This window comes from Citricoccus zhacaiensis (genome assembly GCF_014645315.1).
In the GTDB taxonomy this organism is placed as follows: Bacteria; Actinomycetota; Actinomycetes; order Actinomycetales; family Micrococcaceae; genus Citricoccus; species Citricoccus zhacaiensis.
On record NZ_BMLQ01000009.1, the window covers coordinates 85,390 to 96,922 of the forward strand.

General features: G+C 69.1%; 10 protein-coding genes. 1 reads left to right on the plus strand and 9 read right to left on the minus strand.

Going from position 1 to position 11,533, the window contains the following annotated elements; translation table 11 throughout:
• Positions 1 to 6 precede the first annotated feature (6 nt).
• From proB to IEX49_RS14225, 5 genes are all read right to left on the minus strand, one after another.
• Positions 7 to 1,167 (minus strand): glutamate 5-kinase, encoded by a 1,161-nt coding sequence (gene proB / locus IEX49_RS14205; RefSeq protein ID WP_188806813.1) that lies wholly within the window; start codon positions 1,165 to 1,167, stop codon positions 7 to 9.
• The gene (obgE, locus tag IEX49_RS14210) at positions 1,160 to 2,800 is read right to left on the minus strand and encodes a GTPase ObgE (protein WP_188806814.1); all 1,641 of its coding nucleotides are present in this window, start codon (positions 2,798 to 2,800) and stop codon (positions 1,160 to 1,162) included. Before obgE ends, proB begins: the two co-directional genes overlap by 8 nt.
• Positions 2,801 to 2,990: 190 nt before the next feature.
• A complete protein-coding gene (gene rpmA / locus IEX49_RS14215) occupies positions 2,991 to 3,251 on the minus strand; it encodes a 50S ribosomal protein L27 (RefSeq protein WP_159550666.1) in 261 nt (86 codons plus the stop codon).
• 44 nt (positions 3,252 to 3,295) lie between these two features.
• Positions 3,296 to 3,604: a 50S ribosomal protein L21 gene (rplU, locus tag IEX49_RS14220; protein WP_159550664.1), complete on the minus strand. Its 309-nt coding sequence runs from the start codon at positions 3,602 to 3,604 to the stop codon at positions 3,296 to 3,298.
• A gap of 232 nt (positions 3,605 to 3,836) precedes the next feature.
• Positions 3,837 to 6,935, minus strand: coding sequence for an Rne/Rng family ribonuclease (locus IEX49_RS14225; RefSeq protein ID WP_188806848.1), 3,099 nt, complete (start codon positions 6,933 to 6,935; stop codon positions 3,837 to 3,839).
• 505 nt (positions 6,936 to 7,440) lie between these two features.
• Between IEX49_RS14225 and IEX49_RS14230 the strand changes: the two genes are divergently transcribed.
• Positions 7,441 to 8,106: a vitamin K epoxide reductase family protein gene (locus tag IEX49_RS14230; protein ID WP_229672732.1), complete on the plus strand. Its 666-nt coding sequence runs from the start codon at positions 7,441 to 7,443 to the stop codon at positions 8,104 to 8,106.
• A 70-nt stretch (positions 8,107 to 8,176) separates the two neighbouring features.
• On the opposite strand, the gene IEX49_RS14235 is transcribed toward IEX49_RS14230, so the two are convergent.
• From IEX49_RS14235 to IEX49_RS14250, 4 genes are all read right to left on the minus strand, one after another.
• Entirely contained in the window at positions 8,177 to 8,698 is a 522-nt protein-coding gene (locus IEX49_RS14235) for a GyrI-like domain-containing protein (RefSeq protein WP_188806815.1), read from the minus strand.
• Between the two features lie 176 nt (positions 8,699 to 8,874).
• The gene (ndk, locus tag IEX49_RS14240; protein ID WP_229672733.1) at positions 8,875 to 9,297 is read right to left on the minus strand and encodes a nucleoside-diphosphate kinase; all 423 of its coding nucleotides are present in this window, start codon (positions 9,295 to 9,297) and stop codon (positions 8,875 to 8,877) included.
• Positions 9,298 to 9,379: 82 nt separating this feature from the next.
• Positions 9,380 to 9,871 (minus strand): DUF4233 domain-containing protein, encoded by a 492-nt coding sequence (locus IEX49_RS14245; RefSeq protein ID WP_188806817.1) that lies wholly within the window; start codon positions 9,869 to 9,871, stop codon positions 9,380 to 9,382.
• Positions 9,868 to 11,478 (minus strand): bifunctional folylpolyglutamate synthase/dihydrofolate synthase, encoded by a 1,611-nt coding sequence (locus IEX49_RS14250; RefSeq protein WP_229672741.1) that lies wholly within the window; start codon positions 11,476 to 11,478, stop codon positions 9,868 to 9,870. The genes IEX49_RS14245 and IEX49_RS14250 overlap by 4 nt, the downstream gene beginning before the upstream one ends.
• Positions 11,479 to 11,533 lie beyond the last annotated feature (55 nt).

Genomic DNA, 11,533 nt, shown 5'->3' on the forward strand with positions numbered 1-11,533 from the left:
CCCAGCCTAGCGCCGGGGCCGTGCCCTCGACGGCAGTCGGACACAATCGTCGGTGTGCACCACGGGCCGCTGGTACTCCGGCCCGAACTCCTCGCGCAACTGCACGGTGTGCCGGCCGAGCATGGCCGGAAGCTCCGTCGAGGAGTAGTTGACGAAGCCACGGGCCACCACGGTGCCGAGGGCGTCCGCCAACTCGACCGGGTCACCGGCCTCGAAGGCCCCTTCCACCCCGGTGATCCCGGCCGGCAGCAGGGACCGGCGGTTCTTCACGACCGCGGCGACCGCGCCATCGTCGAGCACCACGCGGCCCTGCACCTCGGCGAGCAGGCCGAGCCAGATGCCGCGCGCTGACTGCCGCTTCCCGGAGGCCTGGAACCAGGTGCCCACGTCCTCACCGGCCAACGCGGCCTCGGCGTTCTGCGCCGAGGTGACGATCGCGTGGATCCCCGAACCGGTGGCGATCCCGGCGGCGTCCACCTTGGTGACCATGCCCCCGGTCCCGACGCCGGCCGGCCCGGTCCGCCCGATCAGCACCGTGTCCAGATCCGCCTTCGAGACCACGTGGGCGATGCGTTCCGAGCCCGGACGTGACGGCGGTGCGGTGTACAGCGCGTCGACGTCCGTCAGCAGCAACAGCGCATCCGCGCGCAGCAGATTGGCCACCAGTGCCGAGAGCCGGTCGTTGTCCCCGAACCGGATCTCCGCGGTGGTGACGGTGTCGTTCTCGTTCACGATCGGGACCACCGATAACGCCAGCAGCCGGTTCAGCGCCCGGTGCGCGTTGGTGTACTGGGTGCGGCGGATCAGGTCCTCCGCGGTCAGCAGCACCTGCGCCACCTCGGTGCCGTGCCGTGCGAACGAGGACGTGTACTCGGCGAGCAGCTTGCCCTGCCCGACGGCGGCCGCGGCCTGCTGCGTGGCCAGGTCACGCGGGCGCTTGCCCAGCCCCAGGGGGTGGATGCCGGCGGCGATGGTGCCCGAGGACACCAGGATGACCTCCGTGCCGCGGGCGCGGACGGCGGCGATCGTGTCCACGAGTGAATCGATGGCCTTCCGGTTCACGCCCGTGGGGGTGGTGAGGGACGACGAACCGATCTTGATGACCAGGCGACGGGCCCGGTGCAGGGTGTCCCGACCCGTCACCGGATTGGGGACCTGCTCAGCCATGGGAGTCCTCAGAGCCGGAACCCGTAGTCTGATCGCCATCATCGGCCGTGCCGGTCTCATCGTCGCGGATGCCCGCCAGGCGGTTGATCTCCTGGTCCACCGCCCACACACCGGTACGGCGTTCACCCTCGAGGTCGGCCTGGGTCGCAGCGCGGGCGGCCTTGCGCTCCTCGTACTCGCGGCGCTTGTCCTCACGGGTGGGGCGGTGACGATCCTCCATGCGGATGTCCGCACCGCGGGGGCCGCCCAGCAGTTCGGCGCCGGCCGCCATGGTCGGCTCCCAGTCGAAGACCACGCCGTTATCATCCGAGCCGATGACCACGGCATCCCCGGGCTTGGCGCCCTGCTTGAACAGCTCGTCCTCCACGCCGAGGCGGTTGAGGCGGTCGGCCAGGTAGCCCACGGCCTCGTCCACGGTGAAGTCGGTCTGGGCCACCCACCGTTCGGGCTTGACGCCACGGACCCGGAACAGGGGCTCGAGGTTGCGCTCCTCACGGCGGATCTCGAACTCTCCGCTGCGGCCCTTGCGCGAGCGGACGGAACGCGGGCGGATGACCTCGGGTTCGGCCACCTCCTCGGGCTCAGGCAGCCGTTCACGGGCCTGGCGGACCAGGTCGGCCATGGCGAACTTCAACGGGTCCAGTCCCTTGTGGGAGACGGCGGAGACCTCGAAGACCCGCAGTCCACGCGCCTCCAGCGTGGCGCGGACCATGTCCGCCATGTCCTGGCCGTCCGGAAGGTCAGTCTTGTTCAGGGCGATCAGCCGGGGGCGCTCGTTCAGCGGGATGACGCCCTGGCCGCCCTGGGCGAAGGTCGGCTCCACGGCGTAGGCGGCGAGTTCGGCCTCGATGGCTTCGAAATCGGAGAGCGGATCGCGGTCCGACTCCAGGGAGCCGCAGTCCAGCACATGCACCAGGGCCGCGCAGCGCTCCACGTGGCGCAGGAACTCCAGTCCCAAGCCCTTGCCCTCCGAGGCACCCGGGATCAGGCCCGGGACGTCGGCCACGGTGTACCGGGTGTCCCCGGCCTGGACCACGCCCAGGTTCGGCACCAGGGTGGTGAACGGGTAGTCGGCGATCTTGGGGCGGGCTGCGGAGATGGACGCGATGAGGGAGGACTTGCCGGCCGAGGGGAAGCCCACCAGGGCCACGTCCGCCACGGACTTCAGTTCAAGGACGATGTCCCGCTCGTCCCCGGGGATGCCGAGCAGGGCGAAGCCGGGGGCCTTGCGCTTGGCCGAGGCCAGCGCCGCGTTGCCGAGGCCGCCCATGCCACCCTCCGCGGCCACGAAGCTGGCGCCGTGGCCCACGAGGTCGGCGAGGATGTTGCCCTCGGCGTCCTTGACCACGGTGCCGTCCGGCACGCTCAGCGTCAGGGACTCGCCGGTGGCGCCATTGCGGAAGTCGCCCATCCCGGGACCGCCGTTGCCACCATGGCGGTGCGGTGCGTGGTGGTAGGAGAGCAACGTGGTCGTCTGGGAGTCCACGACCAGGGTGACGTCACCGCCGTCCCCGCCATTGCCGCCGTCGGGACCGCCCAGAGGCTTGAACTTCTCCCGCTTCACGGAGGCCACGCCGTGGCCTCCATGCCCGCCGGAAACGTGCAGGACCACCCGGTCCACGAAAGCCGCCATGGCCGCCTCTCCTGAAGAACGTCTCGGTACCACCCGTGTGGTGGTGACCAGTCTTGCGCAGATCGCTGCACTCCGTCGATGGAGCACAGGGCGCGTTAACCACTGCGGCGGAGGCGGGCCGCAGTGGCCCACCCCCGCCGGAGCGTTGAACTACTGGAGGATCACTCCCCCGGTGCCGTCAGCTGAATGATCACTCAGCAGCGGCAGTAACGATGTTCACGACCTTGCGGCCACGACGGTTGCCGAACTCGACGGCACCAGCGGACAGGGCGAACAGGGTGTCGTCCTTGCCGATGCCGACGTTGGAGCCCGGGTGGAACTTGGTGCCGCGCTGGCGGACCAGGATCTCGCCGGCGTTGACGGCCTGGCCGCCGAAACGCTTGACGCCCAGGAACTGTGCGTTCGAATCGCGGCCGTTCTTGGAGGAACTACCGGCCTTCTTATGTGCCATGGTGCAATCCTTCGGTGTTTATCTCGGGGACCTGGAAGTCCGGATCAGGCGATCGAGGTGACCTTGACGGTGGTCAGCTCGGAACGGTGACCCTGGCGCTTCTTGTAGCCGGTCTTGTTCTTGTACTTCTGGATGACAATCTTCTTGCCACGGGAATGGTCAACGACCTCGGCAGTAACCTTCACCTTGGCCAGGTCATCGGTACCGGTGGTCACCTTGTCCCCGTCCACCAGCATGACGGCGGACAGCTCCAGGGAGCTTCCGGCCTCAGCGGCAACGCGGTCAAGGGTAACGAGGTCTCCTACGGAGACCTTTTCCTGGCGTCCGCCAGCGCGGACAATCGCGTACACCACTTGGGACTCACTTCTCTCGACATTGACGAATCTGTTCGACTGCAACCCGGCCTGCCCAAACCAGCGGTGTCCGGCCGGCAAAGGCGGACGGTCCCGGACAGCGGGGGCAACGGCTCACGGCGTACCGGCGGGCTTTCCAACACCCAATTCACCGGGCAGACAGAAAACGACGGCGGCGCAGCACCGAGTATCTATCCTACCCGCCGGTGCCCCCTCGGGCCAAATGACACGCTCACTCGGGGCGGGCGATGTCTTCCGCCTTGACCCCGACGCCGAGCATCATCGGTGCGGCCGAGGGCGCAGCCTCCTTCTGCTGGGCCTCCGTCCCCGCGCCGCTCCCGGCCGGTGCAGCGGTGGCGCTGAAGCGATGACCAGCGCCGGAGTTCCCTCCGGCCGCCGAGACCTCCACCGTCCGGATGTCACCGGCCCCCTCGGAGGAGGCCGCCCGACGACGGCGCTGAGGCCGCGCTGCCGGTTCCGCCTGAGCGGCCTGACCTGCCTGTCCCGCCTCGGCGGTATCGCCGGAGGCGCGCTGGTCGCGGGGGGTCTTCTGGTCGAGGGCGCTCTCCAGTGACGCCAAGTCGGCCTCGGGGGCCGCCGTGGCCTTCGACCGCCGGGAGCGGCGCTTGGCCTGCGGCACCTCGACGGCCTCACCCGCGAGGGTCAGGGTCGAGGGGGCCGGATCCGGCTGATCCTGTCCGGACTGCTGACCGGGCGCCGGCTCAGAAGCCTTCTGATCGGGTGCCGGCCGGGAGGCCTTGGCGGGGGCGGAGGACCCGTCCTTCTCCTCATGCGCGCTGGCCGCGGCGGCCGCCATGTTGGCGAAGGCCGCCCGGGCCGCCTCGGCACGGGCCTTGCGCTCGGCCTCCTCCTCGGGGGTGAGCTGCTGCTCGACCGGCGGCTCCTGCTGCTCATGACGCTCACGCTCGGCCTGGCGTTCCCGGCTGCGGCGGCGGCGCTCACTGCGGGAGGACTTCCGGCCGCCGTCGCTGGAGTCATCCTGCCCGGACCCGCCAGACCCGCCGGAACCACCGGATCCACCCGATCCGCCGTGGCTGTGGGACGCGCTGTGGGCCCGCGGCTCGCCGTGCGCATTGTGGGCGCGGCGGTGCTCCACCGGCATGTCATGGACGATGATGCCGCGGCCGTTGCAGTGCTCACAGGTCTCCGAGAAGATCTCGACGAGTCCGGTGCCCATGCGCTTGCGGGTCATCTGGACCAGGCCGAGCGAGGTGACCTCGGCGACCTGGTGCTTGGTGCGGTCGCGGCCGAGGCATTCGACCATGCGGCGTAGCACGAGATCACGGTTGGACTCGAGCACCATGTCGATGAAGTCGATGACGATGATGCCGCCGATGTCCCTCAGGCGCAGCTGCCGGACGATCTCCTCGGCCGCCTCGAGGTTGTTCTTGGTGACGGTCTCCTCGAGGTTGCCGCCGGACCCGGTGAACTTGCCGGTGTTGACGTCCACCACGGTCATGGCCTCGGTGCGGTCGATGACGAGTGAGCCGCCGGAGGGCAGGAAGACCTTGCGGTCCAGCGCCTTCTGCAGCTGCTCGTCGATGCGATTGGACGCGAACAGGTCCTCGCCGCCGTGCTCCTCGGGCTTCCACTGCTCCAGCCGGGGCAGCAGGTCCGGCGCCACGTAGGTCACGTAGGCCTCGATGTTGTCCCAGACGTCCTCGCCCTGCACGATCATGCCGGAGAAGTCCTCGTTGAAGACGTCCCGGACCACCTTGATGGTCAGGTCCGGCTCCGAGTAGAGCAGTTCCGGGGCCAGGGTCTTCGTGGAGGTCGACTTCTCCTCGATGCCCTCCCACTGGGCGCGCAGGCGGTTGATGTCATGCATCAGCTCCTGCTCCGAGGTGCCCTCGGCCGCCGTGCGGACGATCACGCCGGCGTTCTCCGGGAGGTGGTCCTTCAGGATCTTCTTCAGGCGGGAGCGCTCGACGTCCGGCAGCTTGCGGGAGATGCCCGTCATGGAACCACCCGGCACATAGACGAGGTAACGGCCCGGCAGGGAGATCTGGCTGGTGAGCCGGGCGCCCTTGTGACCGACCGGGTCCTTGGTGACCTGGACGAGGACGGAGTCGCCGGACTTCAGGGCGTTCTCGATCTTGCGGGACTTGCCTTCGAGGTTGGCGGCATCCCAGTTGACCTCGCCGGCATAGAGCACCGCGTTGCGGCCGCGCCCGATGTCCACGAAGGCGGCCTCCATGGACGGCAGCACGTTCTGGACCTTGCCCACGTAGACGTTGCCGATCATCGAGTCCTGGGTGGTGTTGGACACGAAGTGCTCGGCCAGGACCCCGTCCTCCATGACGGCGATCTGGATGCGGTGCTCACGCTGGCGGACCAGCATCTTGCGGTCCACCGACTCGCGGCGGGCCAGGAACTCGGCCTCGGTGATCACATGGCGGCGCTGACGGCCACCGGAGCGTGAATCGCGGCGGCGCTGGCGCTTGGCCTCCAGACGGGTGGAGCCCTTGAGGGACGTGACGGCCTCCGGACCGGTGGAGGCGGCCTGGCGGGGCGCGCGAACGCGGGTCACGGTGTTCTCCGGGTCATCCCCGGCGCCACCCTCCAGCTCCATGTCCACGTCACCGCGGCGGCGCTTGCGGCGGCGGCGCGAACCGTTGCCGTCGCCCTCGGCGTCCGAGCCGTCCACGGGGGACTGGTTCTCACGCCCGTCTCCGCCGCGCGCACCGGAGCTGCGCTGGGACTGGTCGTCGCCGTCGTCGTCTTCCGAGGTGGTGCGGCCCTGGTCCGAGGCGCTGCCCGAGCGGCCCCGGCTGCGGCGGCGACGGCGGGAGCTGCGGGAACCGGACTGGCCACCCTCGTCGTCCCGCTCGTCCCGGTCATCGCGGGACATGCCGGAGTCGTCAGCCGTGGACTCGAGCTCGTCATAGCCGCCGCTGGCGTCCTCGTCCTGACGGCGGTTGCGGTTCTGACGCGGGCCGCGACCGTCGGTCTCACTGCGTTCGCTGCGGTCATCCCGGGACCTGCGCGGGGCCGGGGGGAGAGTGGACAGGTCCGGAGCCTGGAAGATCAGGGCCAACGGGTCATCCGGAATGGCGAAGGGATCATCGACGGCCGGCTTCTCCTCGGCCGGTTCCGTGGCCGCGGTGCCGCCGGCGGTGGCCGCAGCCGAGGGTCCAGCCGGGTCCTCGGCGGCCGGGGAATCCTCAGCTGAGGACGATTCCGGGGCGACGGTTGCCCCGGTGTCCTCCGTACTCGCTGAGGGCGGATCCAGCGTCCGATCCGCCGTGGTCTGCGCGTCCTGTTCGGACGTTGCTGCTGCGTCGTTGTCGTGGTGTTCGTTGGCTGCCATGGACAGCACCTCCTGCACCGCGGTCACGCCACACTCGTGCCCGTGGAGCGGCTCGGTCCGTTCCCGGTGGCGTTTCCCCCGATCCGTCAAGCGGTACTCGGGGTGCCGCCGTCGACGGACTCCAAAAAGTCTGAGGTGAACCGTAGGTTCGGTCTCCGCTGGATGCGGCGTCCTCTCCCGGAACCATCGGCGGCCATCCGGGTCTCACGCGTCTTGTCGCGTGCCAACGGCGGCTGTCGCAAGGCCGGGGACGCGTGGTCCGCGTCTCTGAAGGCCTGGCAGTTTCCTTACACTGCCTCAGTCCTCTACCGCCGGCCCGGTGGCCGTCCAATGGACCCTGCCCATGGTGTGGCCATCGGCGGGTCGAGGACCATTCTCTCACACGGGGAGCCTGATCGGCGGGATGAAGCCGATGGGACTCCGCGACCCGACGCCACCCGACGCCACGGCAATGCTCCGCACCAAGACTCGTTCACGGCAGCACCCCACGTTCTACGATGGAGCGGTGAACTCCCCCGCAGACGCCTCCCCCCGCACCGCGAGCGACGCCGGCAACGACGTCACCACCCCCGGCGGTGGGCTCGACGACCGCCTCAGCTGGTACGCGCGGCCCCTCGGTACGGCCTGGATGTTGCTGGTCACCGCCCTGCTGGGCCTGTACGGCACCCTCATGCTGGTCATGGAACGGGTGATGCTGTGGAACGATCCGAACCACATCACCAGTTGCGATCTCAATCCCTGGGTGTCCTGCGGCGAGGTCATGAAGACGTGGCAGTCCCAGCTGTTCAACTTCCCCAACCAGTTCATCGGCATGGTGGCGTTCCCGATCGTCATCACCATCGCCATGGGCCTGTTCGCCCGGGCGCGGTTCGCCCGCTGGTTCTGGATCGGCATGAACCTCGGAGTCCTGGCCGGCTTCGTCTTCATCGTCTGGCTGTGGAGTCAGGCCGTCTACGAGATCAACATCCTCTGCCTGTACTGCATGGTCGTCTGGGCCGGCATGATCCCCCTGTTCGTCCTGCTGACGTCCCGGAACATCCAGCACGGCGTGATCCCCGCCCCGGCCGGCCTACGGAAGTTCGCCGCCGAGTGGTCCTGGCCGATCATCGTCCTGCTCTACGTGGGCGTGCTGGCCTCCATCCTGCTGCGCTTCTCCAACGCCTTCTTCTGAGCCACCGCCCAGGCGGTCTGCTCCTCCAGCGAACCGCCCCAGCGAACTGGCTCAGCGAGCAGTGCGAGGCTCAGGCGAGCAGCGTGACCAGGTCGGTGCGCATGGCGGCCGGGTCCTGGTCCGGGCTCGGCTCGGTCACGTAGATCTCCCAGAACGGCAGCGCCGGCTGATGCCCGGCCTCGGCCACGGCCTGCATGAAGGCGCCCCAGGCGTCCCCCAGGCCGTCATACGCGCCGAGGTGGGACACGATCGCGATCCGCCCTCCCGGCAGCTCGGAGGACGCCAACGTGATTCCTGATCCAGCGGTGACCGGCTCCTCCAGAGGTCGGTCCACCGGCAGACCCACCTCCATGTCCACCGTGTCCGAGGGCATCCGGGTGTGCAGCGAGAAGGCGGGGCCGACCGGCTGGAGGCCCTGGGCGCCGAGTGCGGGAAAGAGCGCGGAGAAGGTGGAATCGAACACCTCCGCCATGGAGGCCATCGGCGAATCGGTGACGGATTGCACCACCGTGGTGACCGGCGGCACCTCGAGGACCGTGACCTCGGTGTAGGGGGCGGCCAGGTAGTACGGGCTGGAGGCGTTCTGCGTCATGATGACTCCTCGGGTCGGGGGGTGCCCCTCTGTTCTCTGTCAAGCGGTGCCAGGATTCCATGATCACCCTAGGACCCTGAGCTCCGCGGCCCCACTCCATACCTGCGGTCTGCCTCGGCAGTCCCGCCGTGGGAACGAAACGCTTCAGCGGGGCTCTGCCGGAGCGGTCGGACAGGTCAGGCGAACCAGATGCCGAGCTCGCGGGTGGCCGACTCGGTGGAGTCGGAGCCATGGACCAGGTTCTTCTGCACGGACTCGCCCCAGTCACGGCCGAGGTCACCACGGATGGTTCCGGGGGCCGCGGTGGTGGGCTCCGTGGCGCCGGCCAGCGAGCGGAAGCCCTCGATGACCCGGTTGCCCCGCAGGCGCACGGCCACGACGGGGCCGGAACCCATGAACTCGACGAGCGGCTCGAAGAAGGGCTTGCCCTCGTGCTCGGCGTAATGCTGCACGAGCATCTCGCGGCTCGGCTCAAGCATCCTCAGGTCCGCGATGGTGTAGCCCTTGGCCTCGACGCGGGCCAGGATCTGGCCGGTCAGGTTGCGGGCGACTCCGTCCGGCTTGATGAGGACGAGGGTCTCTTCAACAGTGGTGGTCACAGATGCTCCTTGGATCTCCAGGGGTCCGGTGGTCCCGGGATGGATGGTTTCTAGGCCGCCGACGCGGACTCCGGGTCCAACCCTACTGGGATGTGGGGCCGTGCTCTTCATGCCACTTCGCCTCGGCCTCGGCGCGTGAGGTGTTCTCACGGTCGATCTGCGCGCCCTTGACCACGGCGTACCACCAGGCCAGGCCGAAGCCCACGCCCACGATGGCCATGGTGTATTCGATGAAGGCGGACGCCACCAGGAGGATCTGGATGGTCCAGCCGATCCAGATACCGAGCGGCTTCCGGACCAGCGCGCACGTCAGGATTGCCACCACCGCCAGGCCCAGGGACAGGCCCAGCGCCCAGGGCGCCATCGGCTCCCCCCGGTTGACGCCGTAGACAGCCATGCCGAAGAAGGCCAGTACGAAGGCCTCCATGACCAGGACGGTGGAGGTGAAGGTCGCCCGGATGGAGCGGACCTTCTTGACCTGCCCCGGCTTCCACTCCCGCTGGGACTTGGTCTCCCGTGCCGGTCGCCAGGACTCGTGCCCGGTCGTCGTCTCGGCCGAGTTGTCCGAACTCATGCGTTGTTCCCTCCGTCTGCCCTGGATCCCCGGGAACCTTGCGCCCGTGGGGCCCCGCCATCGACATCGACATCATGATCGGATTCGTCGAAGATGTCGTCGAAGTCCTCCTCGTCCTCGTCGAGGCCGTCACCCAGCTCCAGGCCGAAGTCGTTGAACACGTCCACGGCGGTGGGCACGGCCACCGCCTCCGGGGTTCCGGACCCCGGCGCACCCGCCGAGGGTGCACCGAGGAGCTCACGGGCCTCGGCCACCAGGGTGATGGATCCGGTGATCAGCACGCCGCCCCCCAGGCCGGCCTCCCCGGCAGTGGTGGCCTCGGCACGTCCCACCGCCCATTCGATGGCGTCCGGAACGGACTCCGTGGCGAAGAGATCCTCCTCCGGCCAGCCGGCGTCCAGTGCCGTCTGGGCCAGCTCGCCGGCCGGGATGGCACGCGGGGAATCGGACTGGGTCAGGCAGAGGTCCTCCACCAGGTCGCCGAACTCCCGGTACAGCTCCGTGAGCATGGACAGGGCGTCCTTCTCCTGGAGGATACCGACCACCAGCACGAGCTTCTCGAGCCCGAACGCCTCCTGCAGTGCCCCGGCGGTGGCCTTGATGCCGGCCGGGTTGTGGGCCGCATCCACCACGATCGTCGGGGCGTTGCGCACCACCTCAAGCCGTCCGGGGGCGGTGACCTCGGCGATGCCCTGCTGCAGCAGGTCGAACTCCAGCGGCTTCTCGCCCCCGAAGAACGCCTCCAATGCGGCCACGGCCAGGGCCAGGTTCTCGGCCTGGTGTCCGCCGTGCAGCGGCAGCGTGAGTTCGGGGTAGCGGCCCGCGATGCCCTGGACGGACACCTGTTGTCCGCCCACGGCCACGGACCGGGACTCCACACCGAAGTCGACGCCGCCGAACCGGAATCCGGCGTCCACCGCACGGGCCACGTCGAGCAGCACCTGCGCGGCGTCCGGTTCCTGGGCGGCCGAGACGAGGAAGCCGCCCGGCTTGATGATCCCGGCCTTCTCCGCGGCGATCTCGGCCACGGTGTCCCCGAGCAGGTCGCTGTGGTCCAGGGAGATCGGGCTCACCACAGACACCGCCGCGTCGGCCACATTGGTGGCGTCCGTGATCCCGCCGAGGCCGACCTCGAGGACCACCACGTCCACCGGCTCATCCGCGAAGATGGCGAAGCCGAGCACGGTCACGGCCTCGAAGTAGGTCAGCCGGTTCTCCCCGGCCGCCTCCAACTCGGCGTCGACCACCTGGACCACCGGCAGGATCTCGTTCCAGATCCGCACGAAGGTGCTGCCATCCACCGGAGCCCCGTCGATGCTGATGCGCTCGGTCACCGAGCTCAGGTGCGGCGAGGTGTACCGGCCGGTGCGCAGGCCGTAGGCCCGCAGCACCGACTCGATCATCCGCGCCGTGGAGGTCTTGCCGTTCGTCCCCGTCAGGTGGATGACCGGCGCCGCCCGCTGCGGTTCGCCGAGCAATTCCATCGCCCGGAACATCGGTTCCATGCGCGGTTCCATCTTGTTCTCCGGGGCCCGCGCGAGCAGGTCACGGTAGACGGCCTCGACCGTCTCGGGCGCCGGGGATGTCTCAGACGGTCCGTCCGGCAACTGATGGTCCTCGTTCTGATTGCTCTTCTTGCTCTGGTTCTTGTTCTTGCTCTGG

Coding starts and splice junctions, on each gene's coding strand:
- proB (WP_188806813.1), bottom strand. CDS start 1,167: ATGGCTGAGCAGGTCCCCAATCCGGTGACGGGTCGGGACACCCTGCAC.
- obgE (WP_188806814.1), bottom strand. CDS start 2,800: ATGGCGGCTTTCGTGGACCGGGTGGTCCTGCACGTTTCCGGCGGGCAT.
- rpmA (WP_159550666.1), bottom strand. CDS start 3,251: ATGGCACATAAGAAGGCCGGTAGTTCCTCCAAGAACGGCCGCGATTCG.
- IEX49_RS14245 (WP_188806817.1), bottom strand. CDS start 9,871: ATGAGTTCGGACAACTCGGCCGAGACGACGACCGGGCACGAGTCCTGG.
- IEX49_RS14235 (WP_188806815.1), bottom strand. CDS start 8,698: ATGACGCAGAACGCCTCCAGCCCGTACTACCTGGCCGCCCCCTACACC.
- IEX49_RS14225 (WP_188806848.1), bottom strand. CDS start 6,935: ATGGCAGCCAACGAACACCACGACAACGACGCAGCAGCAACGTCCGAA.